The sequence below is a fragment of the Streptomyces sp. NBC_01363 genome (assembly GCF_026340595.1).
In the GTDB taxonomy this organism is placed as follows: domain Bacteria; phylum Actinomycetota; class Actinomycetes; order Streptomycetales; family Streptomycetaceae; genus Streptomyces.
Window position 1 is genome coordinate 1,315,497 of record NZ_JAPEPF010000001.1, and the last position, 17,079, is coordinate 1,332,575.

Here is a 17,079-nt window from a genome sequence, read left to right on the forward strand (position 1 = left end):
CAAGGATTGTTTTCACCAATTAACCGGAATCCTTGAACTGAACCACTCGTGTGAGTGACCGACCGTCTCAGCCGTATTCCAGGGAGAGTTCGAGATGGCAGGCAGGGCCGCCCCTACCGCGCGCCGCACCCGGCTCGGTGTCGAGCTGCGCAAGCTGCGGGAACGCGCCGGGATGACCACGACGCAAGCAGCCGACCTTCTCGGCACGAGCTCGGGGCAGCTCAGCAACATAGAAGTGGCACGCTTCGGCGTGAGCGCAGACCGCGTGCGGGTCGCGGCCCACACCTACTCGTGCACCGATCAAGCCCTGGTCGATGCGCTCGTCGCCATGACGGGTGACCGCAAGCGCGGCTGGTGGGAGGAGTACCGGGAAATTCTGCCGCCCAAGCTGCTCGACCTGGCCGAGATCGAGCACCACGGCACCGGTCTGCATGCGGCGCACAGCATCCACATTCCCGGGCTCCTCCAGACCGTTGATCACGCCCGGGAGATCTACCGGCAAGCCGTTCCCGAGTTGTCGCCGCCGGAGATCGAGCACCGCGTCTCGTACCGCATCAAACGACAGGAAGTGCTCTACCGGACGAGCCCCATCCCCTACCGGGCCGTCATCCATGAGGCTGCCCTGCGCATGAAGTTCGGCGGTTCGGACATTGCGCGGGACCAGCTCCAGCACCTGCTCAAGATGAGTGAACTGCCCTACACGACCATTCGCGTAATCCCTTTCGAGGCCACCTACTACCCGGGCTCAGGACAGTCCGTGTACTACGTGCGGGGACCGGTGCCCGCGCTCGATACCGCGCAACTCGACCAGTCACACGGCCCCGTGTTCATCGACGCAGAGGCCCAGTTGACCCAGTACCGCCTGCTGCTCGAACGACTCGATGCCGCAGCTCTGGACATCGATCGGTCCCAAGAACTCATCCACAAGGTCGCCCGAGGCCTGTGAAAGGAGCCGAGATGTCTGCGTACATCTGGCAGAAGTCGTCCTACTGTGCACAGGGCGAGGCATGCATACACGTGGCCGCAGCCGGAGCCGGCTCGGTCGGCGTCACCGAATCCGGCGACCCCACCGGAGCGATACTCCACACCACCCCCACCGCCTGGGCCGCCCTCGTACGCACCATCAAGGAGGACCGCACCCGTGACTGACACCCCCGGCATCCCCGCCGACCTGACCTGGGTCCGCGCCGCCCCCGAAGGCTCGGAGGGCCCCGGACCCTGGATCGAGATCGCCTTCGGTCCGGACGACTTCGTCTACCTCCGCGAGACCGGCGACCCCACCAACATCGTCACGACCACCCGGACGAAATGGGTGGCCTTCACCAAGGGCGTCATGGCAGGCGAGTTCGACCACTTCGCCGAGCCCGCCGGTTAGAGCCGGGCCTCACGACCGAAGCGGAGATCCGGCCGCCGCCCGCGGGCGAACCGTTCGCGCGCGGGCGGCGGAAGACTCCGCATACATCCATAGCTGCAAACACCTCTCCCGACACCGGCAAGGCTGCGATCAGTACGCATCACCAAGTCATGAGTGAGCCGGTGTCGGCCAATTACCGAATCGAGTACAAGACCTTGCGCTACGTCCTCGTCCAGGCCTCTCAGAACACCGGTCAGTATGTTGGGGCCGCGCTCAATTACTTCGAACTCTTCTAAGGAGAAACGCGTTGGTCTCGATCATTTCCCGCCACCCCTTTCCCACGGGAAACGCGGAAGCGGGCCTCGCCGTTCTCCAGGAGAGCGCCGACGGATGGATCGACGGTCTGGAGGCGGACTCCACGGGTCTGGGCGAGGCCTTCGACACCTCGCTCATGCTGGCTAATGGGCACTGCCTGCTGGACCCGCGAGGTTCGATCTTCCCCACCTGGGACGCCTGGGTGAACGCGATGCAGATCGGCTCCGCCGTGTTCGCCGCGGCGACCACGACCGAGGGCCACGTCCAGTGCCGCATCGCGCACAAGGACCGCACCCTCCAAGCCACTGGTCAGCAGCGGTACGTGACCCCGGGCACCTGGCTCACCGCCTTCTACCTCGCCGTGGTGTGCCGGGAACGGGACAGGATCACGGCCCTGTGCCGAGTGCCCCTGTCTCTGCTGCGGGAGAACGGCGCGCACTACGACGAGTTCGAGTACGCCTGGATCGATGCCCTCCAGACCTACTGGCTCGGCGGCGACGACTTCGGCTCGAAGCTGGTGGCCGCGGTCGACGGCGCGGACTCGGACACCAACGCCGACCAGGAAACGGTGGGCAAGCTCCTCTACTCGCCGATGGAGATGTTTCACCGGGTCATCCGCAACGACCACGCCGGCTTCAACCGCGCTCTTGCCGCCGCCCTCCAGTGGCACAAGGAGTACTGGACCGATGAAACCCGGGTCGGCCTGATCTCGGGCCTCGTCGCGCTCGCACCGCTTGCCATGGCCTGCTTCGCCCACGACGCGGGCATCCCCATCGAAGTCGAGTCCGAGTACCTGCCCGCCACCCTCCTGGGACGCAACTGGTGCGGCGAATTCCCCACGTAAGGCACACATGACCACCGTCGTTCCCCGCCTCGCGTTCCGTACGGACAACGCGGCCGAGTCCATGGCGTCGATCGTCGCGTCAGCCCAGGACGCAGTCGAGGGCAAGGGTACGTACGCTGGAGCGGTCCTCGAATACTTCGAGATCTGAATCTGGCAGGGTAGATCAGTGGTCATGGGCGTGTCCCACCCAGAGCTGTCCGACGGCTGCGATGGGGACAGTCGTCCTCGTCATGGAGAAGTCCCTGGCCGATTCGCTGCAGACCATCGGGACCTCACATCGCGCCAGGAGCGGGGCTCTGGCCACATCCCTCGACGTGGCGCGCATCCGCTGCATCGGGGCCCCGGACGCGGTGATGCTGGAGACCTGGGAGCCCTGGGCTGCTGACCATGGCAAGTGCACTCGGCGGTCTTCGCCGCCGCGTTCACCGATCAGGAGACATCGCGCCCGAGGGCGGGCCCTGACGCCGGAGTTCGGACACCGCGGACACCAGATCCCGGAGATCTGTCGCCGCCGATCCGGGAGTGGGCGCGGAGACGCTGCGGAACTGGATCCGGGCGACTGACGGACGGCGTCCGGGTGTGCGCTCTGCCTGCCCGTCAGACCGCCGGGGACCGGCTCGCCCGGCGCACACGCGCAGTCCATATCGAGTCGGACGGCACCTACGGCGTCCTAAGGATCGCCGAACCCGCCGGCTAGAGCCTGGCCTCACCGCCGAGGAAAAGCGCCGGCCTCCGCCCAGGCGCGGGCGAACCGTTCGTGCGCGGGCGGTGGGACGGCGGCGGTCGGAGCTGTCGGCGCGGGGCGCGGGGCCTTCGCGGCGGTGAGTTCCTTGCGGACGGCGCGGTGGTGGTCGAGGGTCCAGGTGTTCCAGCGGCGTACGGTGCGGTCGGCCGGGCGGTCGAAGGCGTGCAGCTGGAGGTGCAGGGCCGCCGCGTCGCGGCTGACTCCCAGGGACGCCGCCGCCTCGTCCACCAGGGCCGGGACGCTGAAGAGCGGGTTGGCCTCGTACTGGCCCGGTGGGACCGGGGTGGTTGCCGAGCGGTCCGCCAGGGCGCACAGGGCGGCGAGCCGATCGGCGGGTATGTCCGTGAGCTGGTCGAGCAGCAGGCGGGCACCCTCCGCGGCCGGGTCGCCCACCGGACGCTCGGTGAACGCCCAGGTGAGGGCGGTGACGGCGGCCCGTATCCCGTCGGCGTCCAGCGGCGCTCCCTCCAGGCGTCCGGTGAGCAGGGCGGTGGCCCAGGTCCCGGGCAGGCCGTGGTCCTTGGCCAGCGCGGCTCCATGGCTGCCGTCGTCGGTGTACGGGGTGGCCGCGAGCCGTTCGGACCATTCGGCGGCCATCCGGTCCGCGGCGGCGGTCATGCCACCAGGGGCCCAGAGGTCCGCCGGGTCGGCGGGGACGGCGGACGCGAGTACGGCGTGCAGGCCGGCGAGGCCGAGACGCCCCCTCATCTCGTCGTATGCGTACACCGTGGTCCGGTCGGCCTTGTACGGCTTGGCGCGGCACAGCTTCAGGTGTGCCGCGTAGTCGTCGCTGCCTGCGAATCCGTCGAGGACCAGGGCGGCGATCGCGCGCGGCACCCCCGTACGCCACCGGAACAGGTCCACGGCTTCCTCGGGCACGGGCAGCGGGCCGCGTTCGGCGAGCAGGGCGAGCAGGCGGGGGAGCCGGGTGGTGTCGTCGCCCGCGACGGTGCGGGTCTCGCACTCCTCGGCACCGGCGGGCGCCGGGTCGGCGGCCCGCTGGAGGAAGGGGGCGAGGTCGCTGCGGACCGGGCCGGAGGCCACCGGCGTGCCGGACGCGCGGAGTTCGGCTGTCCGGGACTCGGGGGCGCGGCCGGTGCGCCAGGTGGTGCCCCGCTCCGCGAACGGCTGGCGGCTCCATACGTCGAGCAGCGCGGTGAGTGCCTGCCGGTGCTCGTCCGGGGTGGCGGCGACGGTGGCCCGCCAGACCACGGCGTCGGTCCGGCCGGTCAGCACCGCCCACTCGGGCGGAGGCGCGGGCAGGGCCAGCACCCGCACTTCGTCGTCGATCTCGCCACGCAGATACCGGCCGTCGGCGGCGACCGCGGTGAGCAGGGCCGGCTGTGGCTGCGGCGACCGCTCCTCGTACGCCCGCAGTCGGGCCAGCAGGCCGTGCAGGGCCGGGACGAGCCGGGTGTCGGGCACCGGATCGGGCAGCTCGACGACCGGTCCGGAGCGCATGACCGCCACCCGGTGCGACAGCTCCCGGCGGCGGCGCAGCACATCGGCGGCGAGACGGACGGCGTGGGCGACACCCTGCCGGATGCGGGGATCGGTCACCCCGGGCAGTCCGTCCTCGGCGCCGGACCGCAGCAGCTCGCTGACGGCCTCGTCGGTGACCGCGCGCAGAGCGCGGGAGGTGGGCTCGTCGCGCGGGGTGAGGAAGTGCCAGAAGGCGGGCGGCGGTACGGGCCCAGCCTGCTCACCGAGGGTGGCCCGGACGGGTCCGCGGTGGCGGCTGCCGGGGAAGCCCCGGACCTGCCAGAGCAGTGAGTTGTCCTCGGCGGCATGGCAGCGGACGGTGGTGCTGCCGACCACGACGGCGTCCTCGCCACCGGCCGGAAGGGCGAGGATGCCCCACGGGCGGCGGCCCCAGACGGTGGTGCGGTAGGACGCGGTACGGCCGTCGGTGGACTCCAGCACGAACTCGCGGGGCGAGGGGCCTGCGTACGGGGTGCGGTAGTTGACCCGGCAGCCGGTGAGGCGGCCGTCCTGGCCGAGCGGGGACGGCGGGGCGCCGGGCGGCAGTTCGGCGAGGATGCGGTGGTCGGGGAAGGGCCTGATGCCGTCCGGGAACGTGTCGGGGCGGTGAAAGTCGGGCAGGGTGCGGTCGGCGGCGGGCGCACCGGTGGCGGGGTCCAGGCGGGCCCATCCCCTGCCGTGGTCCTCGCTGAACACCTCGGTGCTCCAGAAGTCCCGGCCGTCGTACATCTGGTAGTCGCGGTGGCCGATGCCGGTGGTGTCGCCGGGGCGCAGGACGTTCTCGCCGTCGAACCGGCCGCCGCCGTCCGGGGTCTGGAACTGGTAGCCGAGGCCGCCCTGGATGCTGCCGCCGTAGGGGCGCAGCCCGTAGGACTGCGCCGGCTCGAACGTGTCGGCGGGGCTGTCGGACCAGTACGCCGTACTGGTCCCGTTCTCGTTGCCCGAGCCCGTCCAGGCGACGAGGAACTGGCCGCCGACCCAGTGCACCGTGGAATGGCCGGCGCCTTCCGGCAGCTCCAGGGTGTGCTCGCCGCGCCGGCCCGCGTGGTCGACGGCGAACGCGCGGGTCTCCCCGTACACGGTGAGCACCGGCCAGGTGCAGGTGGTGTGCACCGTCTCGTCCGGCCGGAATTCGGCGAGGGCCTCCTCCAGGGCGGTCCAGCCCAGCTCCTCGGGCAGACCGGAACGCAGGGCACGGGCCAGCGGGCCGGTGAGATCCAGCGTGTCGAGAGCCTCCTCGATGCCGTCCAGGGCGATGGCGGTGGGCCGGTCGAGGAGGCCGTGCAGCTCCTCGACGGCCTCGTCGGCGGCGGCGAGCCCGCCGCCGCGCAGCCTGTCGAGCAGCTTCTCGATCCGGCCGTGCACCTCGGCCGCGATGCCCGGATTGTGCGGCAGCCGGCTGATGGCGGAGCCTCCCCCGGACCGGAGCCCGGCGTGCACCGTGCCTTCGAGCCGGGAGCCGAACACAGGGTCGGCGGCGAGCGCCCTGAGGTCGCGCTGCGCGTCCTTGTCCCAGAACTCCAGGGAGATGGTGGGGCCGGGGTCGTGGACGGGAATCCCCTCGGCGAGGCAGACGTCGAGCAGGTCGGCGTCCAGATGCGGCCACTGGTAGCGGTCCTCGTGGAGCCGGACCGGAGTGCCGTCCTCCTTCAGCAATGGCGCGAACCGGGCCACGAGGTCGAACAGCTCGGCGGGCATGGCCTGGCGGGTCACCCCGCCACCGGCGACGGTGCGGTGGGAGTACTGGGTGGCGTACCGCCGCAGCCACTCGCCGAGGCCGCCCTCCGGGGTGATCCGGCCGGCCGCGGCGGCGTCCGCGGCCCCGCAGCCGAGGAGCAGCCGCAGCCAGGCGGCCGCGTCGTTCTTCGATTCGGGGAACAGGTCGAGCAGGGCGGCGGCCCGGTCGTCGGCCGGCGGGTGAGCGGCGAGCGGGCCGAGCGCCGCGTCGAGCAGCCGGTCCGGCACGGCCTTTCCGCGGGCGGACGCGAGCATCCCGCCCAGCACCCGCGCCTCCTCCTCGGCCCCGAGACCGGCCGCGCGCGCGGAATCCCGCACCCGGCGGGCCAGATCGGCGGGGAGCTCGCCCGGTGACGCCGCCCAGACGGCCAGCAGCCGCACGAACTCGCGGTGCGCGTCGCCCGGTTCGAACACCTCGGCCAACCAGGCCGGGGCGCCGCCGAGCTCGGTGGCGGGAAGCGCGCCGAACCGGGCGAACAGCTGAAGGTTCGCCCACCGCCAGTCGGGGTCGACCGGCAGCCCGTGGGTGCGCTCCGCAGCGCGCGCGTTCGCGTACGCGCGGGCGGCGGAACGGCGGTGCGTCTCCAGCATCCAGTGCCCGATGGTGTCCCAGAACCACGGCAGATGGGCAGCCGGCAGACCCCGGGCCAGGTGCCCCGCCTCGTCCACGAACCGTCCGGGCTTCTCCCAGGCCCTGTGCCGACCACGGTCCGCCTGCGCCAGCACGTCATGGGCACCGGCCTCGGCGCCGGGAACCCGGGCGCGCGCCCAGTCGACGTACGTCTCGGAGACGCGGTGATTGGCCGGGAGCGGAACGGGAGTTCCGGTGCTGCTGGTCATGTGTACGAGTCTGGCAGGCGGCACTGACATTGATAGTGATACTCGGGTTCCGGTGGTCGTGGCTCGGGCACTGACTGACGCCCTGCTGGGCTGTCTTCGCGTTGTTCTGTCCGGCCGCCGGAACCTGTTCTCATGACTCCGGCCGGGCGGAACATGACCTGATAGGAGCTTGGCCAGAAGCCCCCTCAACGACCTCGACCTGCTGCCGAACCTGCGGCGGATCGTGGGCGCCCGCAACTGCGGACTGGGCGTCCCGTTCAAGGCCGAGGTCCTCGCCGCCCGCGGCATCGTCGCCGACTGAGGCACACACGCGAGCGCCCGGCGCTGGCTGCGGCTGCGGCTGCTTGCCGCTCCGGCTGCTGCTGCCGCGGCTCCGATGGCGTCTGCTCCGGTTCCGGTGACTCCGGGTCAAGTCATCGGACAACGTGTTCGGTCGGCGCGGCGCGGGCATGATCAACGGCATGAACGACGAGCCGGGCAGGATCCTCCGCTGGAACTTCTTCATCGGCGGCCACCTGAGTGCGTCGGTGCCCGTACGCCTCGTCGAGCGCACCGACGCCGGCCAACTGGTGTGGATGGAGAGCGGCACACCGATGTGGCGTACGAAGCTTCCGCGCGGGGCACATCTGCGGGACATCACGCCGGACGACCGCCCGCCCGGCGGCTATCCGGTGGTCGCCGACCGCTGGCCGATGGGCAACGCGCTCTTCTACCAGCCGACCGGCGCCGCCCACTCGGTGCTCTGGCTCTTCGGGCGTGGACGGAAGTTCCGTGGCTGGTACGTAAATCTGGAGCGCCGGATCCATCACGGTGACGACATCGACATCACCGATCACGAACTCGACATCAACGTGGCACCGGACCGGACCTGGAAGTGGAAGGACGAGAGGTCCTTCGCCGAGAAAACCGGCCACCCCGTCTACTGGACGGCCGACGAGGCGTCCGCGATCCGGGACGAGGGTGCCTCGGTTGCCCGGCTCGCCGAGGCCGGAACGTTTCCCTTCGACGGCACCTGGTGCGATTTCCGGCCGCCGCCCACCTGGACCACGCCGCCCCGGCCGCCCGTTCCCCGCCATCCACTGCTCTGAGCTCTGGCCACTGCCTGCTCCGACCAGGCCCGGCGCGCTGACCAGGGCATGCACAAAATTCTCGGCCAGGGTGGCGGGATGGCAATCATTGCCCGGGGTCACACCCCGTGATACACAGAGTAACCATACATATTCGGTCACACCATCTCGATCCGCAGGTCAGGACAGCCGGACCGGCCAAATGTGCGAGATCCGGGTAAAGAGAGCTGTCAAGCCGTCGTACGAGAGCAGTTTCATCAGCGAAGATAGAGAGCGACCCGTGCCGTGTGGCAGGGGCAATGAACTACCCAACAGGGGCGGTGACTTACATGATCCTGGCAGCTGAAAAGGGCGACATCACCACCATCATCGGCGGAATCGCCCCGAACTGGGGCCCGTTCGGGACCTTGGGCAACGAGGCCCGCGTAATGATCGAGGTCGTGATGGCCATCGCCATCCTGCTCTGCCTCGGCATCGCGGTCTGGGGTGCGGCGAAGCAGCGGATCGGTGCGACGGCACTGCGCGACACGTTCAGCGCGGAGCAGGGCAAGGGGCTGATCGTCGCCGGCTTGACCGGTGTGTTCATCATCGGATCTCTTGGAACCCTGTTCACCATCGTCTACGGAATGGCCGTCTGACCGGCTGTCATTCCACGCCAGGGGCAATCCCGCCCACCCCCACACCATCCATCCGTCGTGCCCACCGGCAGAGGTTGCGTCTCCCTGATGTCGAGTCACCACACCGCGTCCGCGCGGAAACCCGCACGGCTACCGTCGTACTACCCGGTTCAGGCAACGGTTGAGGGGGCGTACGCGGCATGAGCCTCGGCGACGACAACGGCTATGGCAACGACTCAGGCCGTACGGACGATGGATACAGCACCATCGGCGGTACGCGCCAGACCCGCACCCGCCTCCCCGACGGCGAGGGCGGCGACAGCTACGGCGCTCCCCGCCGACCCGCCCGCAAATCCCGCTCCCTGGTCACGGTGGTCGGCGTGGTCGTCCTCCTGATCGCGGCTATCGCGTTCGCGAACATGGGCGGAGGCGGCGGCAACAGCAACGACGGCGGCTCGGGGGACGGTGGGAGCAAGCCGGACTCTTCGTCCACGGCGGCTACGGGGACGAAGCCGGTGACGGGGAAGAGCGGAACCATCGCGTCGGGGTTCGCGCACGATGACCAGGGCGCGCAGAGCGCTGCGGCGAACTACTCCGTGGCGCTCGTTTCGGCGGACATCCTCAAGCCTGCCAGGCGTGCCGAGATTGTGCGCCAAGTCTTCGTCCCCGCCAGGGTCGACGAACTTGAAGCCAATTTCAATCAGGCGTACAGCAAGGAGTTCCTCAGCAAGATCGGCCTCGATGAGAACGGGGAAGCAGCTGCGGGCATGACCTACGTCTCACGCACTGCTCCCGTCGGGACCAAAGTCACCCAGTCCTCGGGTACCTCCGCCACCGTTGACGTCTGGTGCACAGGGGTCTTCGGCACGGCTGGCGTCAGTTCGACCAATCCGGTGAGCAACGACTGGTTCACCATGACGCTGAAACTCCAGTGGGACGGAAACGACTGGAAGGTCGACAGCTTCTCCCAGAAGGAAGGCCCGGCACCGGTCAACACCGACCGCACGGCCTCCAACGCAGACGAGATCGCCAAGGCCGCGCAGGAGTACGGAGGGTTCACTTATGCCCGCTAAATCGCGTCTCGTACTCAAGGTCGGTGCGCTCCTGGCGAGTGCCCAGGCGACTGTCGTGATCCTGGCAACGCGCGTCGCAGCAGATCCGCCCCCCACTCCTTCGCCCACTCCGTCCGCCAAGGACAAGTGCGACCTCATCGTGGGCCCCGCCAAGGACTACTGCGAAAACGGCGACGCCGGCGCCCCCAAAACAAACGCCCCCTCCACCCTCGACAACTCCCTCGACCCCCTCTCCTCCCTCGCCCGCGGCTGCGCCGACGCCGCCGCGTGGATCGTCGGCAAGCTCAGCGAGGCCGTGAAGGGCACCGCCAACGTCGACTTCACGAACACCAAGTTCCTCCAGCAGTACGCGATCGTCTTCGCCGCCTCCACCGTCCTGACGCTCGTCCTGTGGCTGCTCGCCGTGGCCAAGCGGGCGATCCGTGGGGTGCCGCTGACCACCGCGATCTCCGAGGCCATCGGGTTCCTCTGGCTGACGGTCCTCGCCTCCGCGTTCACTCCGCTGATCCTCTACACGGTCGTCTCCGCGACCGACGGAGTCACCGACGTCATCGCCACGTCCTCGGGCGGGCAGACCGACGTCTTCTTCGGGTCGTTCGCCGAAGCCCTCAAGAAGGGCTCCGACATCGGCGGCGGACCGATCATGCTGATCGTCGTCTCCCTCGTGTCGATCCTCGCCGCGGGCATCCTCTGGCTGGAGCTCGTCATCCGGGCCGCCCTGCTCTACGTCGGCGCCCTGCTCGGCACCGTCGTCTACGCGGGGCTCGTCGACAAGAACATGTGGGGCCACGTCCGGCGCTGGGCAGGCATCATGATCGCGGTGATCATGGTGAAGCCGGTCATCGCCATCGTGCTCGGGCTGGCCGGTGCGCTCTCCCAGAACGACGGGCCGAACGCGATCTCCGCCGTCGTGTCCGGTCTCGCCATCATCCTGCTGGCGATCTTCGCCTCCGCCATGATCTACCGGTTCGTCCCCGGCTTCGGCGACGAGATCCAGGGCGCCCGCACCAACCGCAAGCAGGCCACCGACGGCTCCCAGGCCGCCGCGATGATCAGCTCCCCCGCCGCTCTGGTCTCCCAGGGCATCAAGACCCACAGCAGCCGCAGCGGCCAGAACGGCGGCGACAGCGGCAGCGGCGGAGGCCGGCCCGCCAACGCGATCAGCGGCGGTGTCGCCGCGCACAGCTCCCGCAACTCCGGCGGGAGCGGAGTCGGCGGCGGATCTGTCCCCTCCGCCGCACCTCCGCCGCGCAGCGGATCGGGGCCGACCTCCGGCACCCCGCACGGCAGCCGCTCCCACCGAGGTGGCGGATCAGGCAGCTCAGGTAACAACAGCACGGGAGGTGGAGGGCGTTGACGACTCAGTCCCACACGATCGCGCCCCGCCGTACGTATCTCATCGGCCGGGCCCGGCCGAACGCGATCGTCGGCAAGAACCGCGAGACCGGCGAGATCGCCCTGATCATCGTCGGCGCGTTCCTCGGCATGATGAGCGGGCTGATCGTCCCGATCCTGTCCCTGCGGATCGTGCTGCTCACGGGCTTCCCCCTGCTCGCCCTGGCGATCGTGTACCTCCCGTACAAGCACCGCACCTTCTACAAATGGTTTGAGATCAACCGCAGCTACAAGCGCTCCCTGCGCCGCGGTACGACCTATCGTTCCGCCGCCATGGAGGCGGGCGTCGGCGCCGACGGGCGCGAGGTCGAGATCGGACCGCCCCCCGGCATCGGCCGGATCAACTGGCTCGCCGCCCCCTTCGGCCCGGACGAGATCGCCGTGCTCCTGCACGCGGACCGCCGCACCGTCACCGCCGCGATCGAGATCGAGGGCCCCGGCGTCGGGCTGCGCGACAGCGAGGACCAGGAAGCGCTCGTCGACCGCTTCGGCACGCTGCTGAAGCATGTCGCCAACGGTGACGGCTTCGTGACCCGCATTCAGATGCTCGCCCGCACACTGCCCGCCGACCCCGACGCGCACGCCAAGGACGTCGCCCAGCGCGGCGACAAGGCGTCCCCGGGCTGGCTGCAGGAGTCGTACGACCAACTCCAGTCCATGGTCTCCACCTCCAGCGAACAGCACCGCGCCTACCTCGTGGCCTGCATGCACTACACCCGCGAGCTGGCCGCCGAGGCCAATGCCATGGCCCGCGCCGCCCGCCCCCAGGCCGGTCGCAAGCTCGACCGGGACGCGGGCCTCGCCGTCGTCATGGCGCGCGAGCTCACCGATATCTGCGCCCGCCTCGCCGAGGCCGACATCCGGGTCCGCCAGCCGCTCGGCCAGAGCCGGCTCGCCTCCCTCGTGCACTCGATGTACGACCCCGACCACCCCATCGACCACATCCAGGCCATGACCAAGCGCAACGCCTGGCCGGCCGAACTGGATGCGGTGGAGCCGACGTTCCTCCAGGCCAAGACCCGTGAGTCGGTCACCCGCGCGCCCTGGTGCCACTCCACGGCCTGGGTGAAGGAGTGGCCGATGACCCCCGTCGGCGTCAACTTCCTGGCCCCGCTCCTCGTCCACACGCCCGATGTGATCCGTACGGTCGCGGTCTGCATGGACCTCGAACCCACCGAGGTCGCCATCGAGCGGATGCTCACCGAGAAGACGAACGACGAGGCGGAAGCCAGCCGTCAGGCCAAGATGAACCGCACCGTCGACCCGCGCGACATCGCCGCACACGGCCGGCTCGACCAGCGGGGTGAAGATCTCGCGAGCGGCGCGGCCGGGGTGAACCTGGTGGGGTACATCACCGTGTCGTCGCGCTCTCCTGAGGCCCTCGCCCGGGACAAGCGGACGATCCGGGCCTCGGCCGGCAAGTCGTATCTCAAGCTGGAGTGGTGCGACCGCGAGCACCACCGCGCCTTCGTGAACACCCTGCCGTTCGCCACCGGCATCCGCCGCTAGCCCCACAGCGCAGCTCAGCACCGCAGCGCACCGCCCCAGACCGCACCACATCGCTCAGCACCACACCGCACAGCAACCGAGAGAACCGAGAGAACCGAAAGGGAGGTCGGTCACGCCATGCGAGATCCGCTGTCCGCGCTGTCGGACGCCTTCACCGCCTTCCTCTTCGGGAAGGTGGAGACGACCAGACTGCCCGTCCGCACATCGACGGGACAGGCCCAGGCCGTCTATCTGCCCACCGCGGCCCCCGGCCTCGGCGACTCCGGCGTGATCATCGGCCGCGAGGTCTACTCCGGCAAGGGCTACATCTACGACCCCTTCCAGCTGTACGGACAGCAGCTGCCGGCCCCGCACTGGCTGGTGCTCGGCGAGTCCGGCAACGGCAAGTCCGCGCTGGAGAAGACATACGTGCTCCGCCAGCTCCGCTTCCGCGACCGCCAGGTCGTCGTCCTGGACGCCCAGGGCGAGGACGGCGTCGGCGAGTGGAACCTCATCGCCCAGGAGCTCGGCCTCACCCCGATCCGCCTCGACCCGACCGCCGCCCTCAACGGCGGCATTCGGCTCAACCCGCTCGACCCCTCGATCACCACCACCGGCCAGCTCGCCCTGCTCCGTACGATCATCGAGGTGGCGATGGGGCACGGCCTGGACGAGCGGTCCGGCTTCGCGCTGAAGGTCGCCCACGCGTACGTCAACGAGACGATCACCGACCGGCAGCCGGTCCTGACCGACATCGTCGACCAGCTCCGCCACCCGGAGCCCGAGTCCGCCGAGGCGATGAACGTCGACATAGACGACGTAAGGGCCTGGGGCCTGGACGTCGCCCTCGTCCTGGACCGGCTGGTCGACGGTGACCTGCGCGGCATGTTCGACGGACCGACCAGCGTCGGCATCGACCTCGACGCCCCGCTGATCGTCTTCGACCTCTCGCACATCGACCGGAACTCGATCGCGATGCCGATCCTGATGGCGATCGTCGGCGTCTGGCTGGAGCACACCTGGATCAGGCCCGACCGCAAGAAGCGTATTTTCCTGGTCGAAGAGGCCTGGCACATCATCAACTCGCCCTTCGTGGCGCAGCTCTTCCAGCGTCTGCTGAAGTTCGGGCGCAGGCTCGGCCTGTCGTTCGTGGCCGTCGTCCACCACCTCAGCGACGTCGTCGACGGAGCGGCGGCCCGCGAAGCCGCGGCGATCCTCAAGATGGCGTCGACCCGCACGATCTACGCCCAGAAGGCCGACGAGGCCAGAGCAACGGGCCGCGTGCTCGGCCTGCCCCGATGGGCGGTCGAGATCATCCCGACCCTCACCCCCGGAATCGCCGTCTGGGACGTCAACGGCAACGTCCAGGTGGTCAAACACCTGATCACCGAGGCGGAACGCCCCCTGGTCTTCACCGACCGCGCGATGACCGAGTCCTCCGCCACCGAACTCCTCCCCGAGGACGTACGCGCCGCGGACCTGGAGGCGGAGCAGCGCGCGGCACGGATCGAACACCAGCAACGGCTGAACGAGTCGTCCGAGTCAACGGTGGCATGACATGGCGGGGCGCGCTGAGGAACGTACCGGCGGCAGCGGGGGCAGCGGCGGCATCCCGGACGGCCTGCTGATAGGCCTGCTGGCCTTCCTGCTCGGGCTGACGCTGCTGGCGTGGACGGCCACCGGTCTGTCCGGACTGTTCGCGCACGGCGCCTGGCCGGACGGGGTCACGCTCCCCGAGACACCCCTGGCGATGCGCCGGCTCGTCACCGCACCGCACGACCTCCCGGCCGCCTGGCCGAACACCCCGGCGGGCGAGTTCTCCGGGTACGGGCTCTTCTGGGGCCTGTTCATCGGCGAGCTGATGGTGCTGCTGGTGCTGACCGTGTTCGTGCTGGGCGTGGTCGCCCGCTGGCGGGCGGTACGGGCGCGACAGCGGAGCGACCGGTACGCGGACGTGGGCGGGGACAAGGGCGATTCCGTACGCTCCCGGCACCGGCAGGAACCCCACCACCAGCCACAAGCCCCCACTCCTGCTCCTGCTCCTGCTCCTGCTCCGACCCACACCCCTGTCCCCGTGGCCCCCACCGCCCCCAAGGAGCACGCACCGGCCGAGACCACCCTTCTCGCCAAAGCCCCAACCCAAGGCGCAGCCGGCCCTGAAACCGGCTCCGAAACCCAGGCCCCCGTCCCCGCCCTCTCCCCGCTTCCCTCCCCCAGCGCCCCCCTCGTCGTCTACGGACCGGCCGCGACGCGCCGCCCCACCGTCGTCCAGGCCGTCCTCGAAGCCGCCGGCCCCGCGCTCGTCGTCACCTCCGACCCCACCGTCTGGGCCGAGACGAAGGACGCCCGCGCCAAGCTCGGCCCGGTTCTCGTCTACGACCCGGGCCACCTCTGCGACACCCCGGCCCGTCTGCACTGGTCCCCCACCGCGGGCTGCGAACAGCCCGACGCCGCCGCCGCCCGCTCCACCGCGCTCCTGGCCCCGGTCCGACCGCAGGCCCGTATCGACGCGGCGACCGCCGACACCGCGGAAACGCTCCTGCAGTGCTGGCTGCACGCCGCCGCCATCGACGGCCGGCCCTTCCGCCAGGTCCACCGCTGGGCACTGGGCGGCAGCGCCCACGAGCCGGTGCGCCTGCTCCGTACCCACCCCAAAGCTGCCTCCGGACTCGCCGGCCTGCTGGAGTCGGCACTGACCGCCCACCCCGAACGCCGTGAAATGGCACAGGCGTTGACGGTTCGGGCGTTCGGCGCACTCTCGTCGGTCCACATCCGGGAGGCATGCACGCCGAACCGGGCCGATTCGCTCGCGCTGGAATCTTTCGCGGCCGAAGGGGGCACCCTCTATGTGGTGGGTGAACCGATCGAGGACCCCCGCTCAGGACCAGGAGCAATGCCCCTGCTCACGGCACTCGCCTCACACGTGGTCGAGCACGGCCGCCGCATGGCCGCACGGTCATCCGACGGTCGGCTCGACCCACCAATGACGCTGGTGCTCGACGACGTCGCCGCGGTGGCCCCTCTCCCCCGGCTCCCGGAGCTGCTGGCGACCGGCCGGGCCATGGGACTGCCGGCCCTGGCCCTCCTCCGCTCCCAGGAACAGGCCCGCGCCCGCTGGACCCAAGCACTCACCGCCTCAGACTGACGGGAGAAACGGGGGCCGGCCAGGGAAGCGCCGACGATCACGAACCGAACCGCCTACACCGCCCGCTCCACCGCGTACTCGAGCTCCCGCGCGGACGGGTCGCCCGGCACGGGCACCGATCGCCCGGTCGCCGTGAACCCGATCCGCCGGTAGAACGCCGCCGCCCGCGCGTTGTCCTCGTGCACATACAGCCGCACCCGCTCGATCCGCGGCTCCGCCCGCGACCAGGCCCAGTCCGTCCCGGCCCGGAGAAGCTCCTCGGCCAGGCCCGTGCCCCGCGCCCCGGGCCGTACGAACACGCCGACCAGATGCGCCTGGTGGACGTCGACCGCCTCGCCGAACCGCACCTCCGCGTCCGGCCTCTCGATCAGTACGGTGACACCACCGTCCCACCGCCCGTCCGACGCGGCGGCGACGAACTGCCGCACGTCACCGCTCCCGGCCGCGGACGCCCCGAGCGCCCGGTCCTGCCAGAACTCGTCGGAGTGGGCCGCGCCCTGCTCGTACGTCTCCAGAAACGCCATGGCGGCGGCGGGATCTCGCAGAGCGGCCAGCCGCAACTCCTTGACCAGGGGCCATTCGTCGGCGCGCACGGATCGGATCACATGTTCCATCCGCCGATCCTGCCCCCGCCGCCCGACCTGCGCAAACACCATTTCCCGCACCGCGTGACGTCGTACCCCGGTACTACGCGCACCGCCACGTCCCGCCCCGGGGCCGCTCGACGATCGACGGACGGGCGTACGACACCCACCTGGTCACCTCGGCGTAAACGCAGAAAAGCCCCGTGCCACAAGGGCACGGGGCTTTCCCGTAAAAGGAGTTCGGCGGCGTCCTACTCTCCCACAGGGTCCCCCCTGCAGTACCATCGGCGCTGAAAGGCTTAGCTTCCGGGTTCGGAATGTAACCGGGCGTTTCCCTAACGCAATGACCACCGAAACACTATGAAATTAACCAACACCGGAAAAACACGGCCG

General features: G+C 70.2%; 15 protein-coding genes and 1 rRNA gene. 13 read left to right on the forward strand and 3 right to left on the reverse strand.

Features of this window, described 5'->3' with window-relative positions; translation table 11 throughout:
- Nucleotides 1-94: 94 nt before the first annotated feature.
- The 5 genes from OG611_RS06260 (at nucleotide 95) to OG611_RS06280 (ending at nucleotide 2,661) form a co-directional block, all read left to right on the forward strand.
- Complete coding sequence (locus OG611_RS06260; protein ID WP_266416355.1) at nucleotides 95-946, forward strand: Scr1 family TA system antitoxin-like transcriptional regulator; 852 nt, start codon at nucleotides 95-97, stop codon at nucleotides 944-946.
- 11 nt (nucleotides 947-957) lie between these two features.
- Nucleotides 958-1,149: a DUF397 domain-containing protein gene (locus OG611_RS06265; protein ID WP_266416357.1), complete on the forward strand. Its 192-nt coding sequence runs from the start codon at nucleotides 958-960 to the stop codon at nucleotides 1,147-1,149.
- A complete protein-coding gene (locus OG611_RS06270; RefSeq protein WP_266416359.1) occupies nucleotides 1,142-1,375 on the forward strand; it encodes a DUF397 domain-containing protein in 234 nt (77 codons plus the stop codon). Before OG611_RS06265 ends, OG611_RS06270 begins: the two co-directional genes overlap by 8 nt.
- A gap of 286 nt (nucleotides 1,376-1,661) precedes the next feature.
- Nucleotides 1,662-2,513 carry an immunity 49 family protein gene (locus OG611_RS06275; protein ID WP_266416360.1) on the forward strand — a complete coding sequence of 284 codons (852 nt, stop codon included), beginning with the start codon at nucleotides 1,662-1,664 and terminating at the stop codon, nucleotides 2,511-2,513.
- A gap of 7 nt (nucleotides 2,514-2,520) precedes the next feature.
- Nucleotides 2,521-2,661, forward strand: a complete 141-nt coding sequence (locus tag OG611_RS06280) for a hypothetical protein (RefSeq protein ID WP_266416362.1) — start codon at nucleotides 2,521-2,523, stop codon at nucleotides 2,659-2,661.
- Between the two features lie 558 nt (nucleotides 2,662-3,219).
- On the opposite strand, the gene OG611_RS06285 is transcribed toward OG611_RS06280, so the two are convergent.
- Nucleotides 3,220-7,317 carry a hypothetical protein gene (locus OG611_RS06285; protein WP_266416364.1) on the reverse strand — a complete coding sequence of 1,366 codons (4,098 nt, stop codon included), beginning with the start codon at nucleotides 7,315-7,317 and terminating at the stop codon, nucleotides 3,220-3,222.
- 169 nt (nucleotides 7,318-7,486) lie between these two features.
- Between OG611_RS06285 and OG611_RS06290 the strand changes: the two genes are divergently transcribed.
- The 8 genes from OG611_RS06290 (at nucleotide 7,487) to OG611_RS06325 (ending at nucleotide 16,102) form a co-directional block, all read left to right on the forward strand.
- Nucleotides 7,487-7,618: a hypothetical protein gene (locus OG611_RS06290; protein WP_266416367.1), complete on the forward strand. Its 132-nt coding sequence runs from the start codon at nucleotides 7,487-7,489 to the stop codon at nucleotides 7,616-7,618.
- Nucleotides 7,619-7,778: 160 nt separating this feature from the next.
- Nucleotides 7,779-8,405: a DUF402 domain-containing protein gene (locus OG611_RS06295; protein WP_266416370.1), complete on the forward strand. Its 627-nt coding sequence runs from the start codon at nucleotides 7,779-7,781 to the stop codon at nucleotides 8,403-8,405.
- Nucleotides 8,406-8,713: 308 nt separating this feature from the next.
- Nucleotides 8,714-9,022, forward strand: a complete 309-nt coding sequence (locus tag OG611_RS06300) for a hypothetical protein (RefSeq protein WP_018101695.1) — start codon at nucleotides 8,714-8,716, stop codon at nucleotides 9,020-9,022.
- Between the two features lie 179 nt (nucleotides 9,023-9,201).
- Nucleotides 9,202-10,074: a hypothetical protein gene (locus OG611_RS06305; protein ID WP_266416372.1), complete on the forward strand. Its 873-nt coding sequence runs from the start codon at nucleotides 9,202-9,204 to the stop codon at nucleotides 10,072-10,074.
- A complete protein-coding gene (locus tag OG611_RS06310; RefSeq protein WP_266416374.1) occupies nucleotides 10,064-11,431 on the forward strand; it encodes a hypothetical protein in 1,368 nt (455 codons plus the stop codon). The genes OG611_RS06305 and OG611_RS06310 overlap by 11 nt, the downstream gene beginning before the upstream one ends.
- On the forward strand, nucleotides 11,428-12,978 hold the full coding sequence (locus OG611_RS06315; RefSeq protein ID WP_266416376.1) for an SCO6880 family protein: 1,551 nt from the start codon (nucleotides 11,428-11,430) through the stop codon (nucleotides 12,976-12,978). The genes OG611_RS06310 and OG611_RS06315 overlap by 4 nt, the downstream gene beginning before the upstream one ends.
- A 117-nt stretch (nucleotides 12,979-13,095) precedes the next feature.
- Nucleotides 13,096-14,514, forward strand: a complete 1,419-nt coding sequence (locus OG611_RS06320; RefSeq protein ID WP_266416378.1) for an ATP-binding protein — start codon at nucleotides 13,096-13,098, stop codon at nucleotides 14,512-14,514.
- A gap of 1 nt (nucleotide 14,515) precedes the next feature.
- Nucleotides 14,516-16,102: a type IV secretory system conjugative DNA transfer family protein gene (locus tag OG611_RS06325; RefSeq protein ID WP_266416381.1), complete on the forward strand. Its 1,587-nt coding sequence runs from the start codon at nucleotides 14,516-14,518 to the stop codon at nucleotides 16,100-16,102.
- Between the two features lie 53 nt (nucleotides 16,103-16,155).
- On the opposite strand, the gene OG611_RS06330 is transcribed toward OG611_RS06325, so the two are convergent.
- Entirely contained in the window at nucleotides 16,156-16,716 is a 561-nt protein-coding gene (locus OG611_RS06330) for a GNAT family N-acetyltransferase (protein ID WP_266416382.1), read from the reverse strand.
- Nucleotides 16,717-16,924: 208 nt separating this feature from the next.
- Nucleotides 16,925-17,041 (reverse strand): 5S ribosomal RNA (gene rrf / locus OG611_RS06335).
- Nucleotides 17,042-17,079 lie beyond the last annotated feature (38 nt).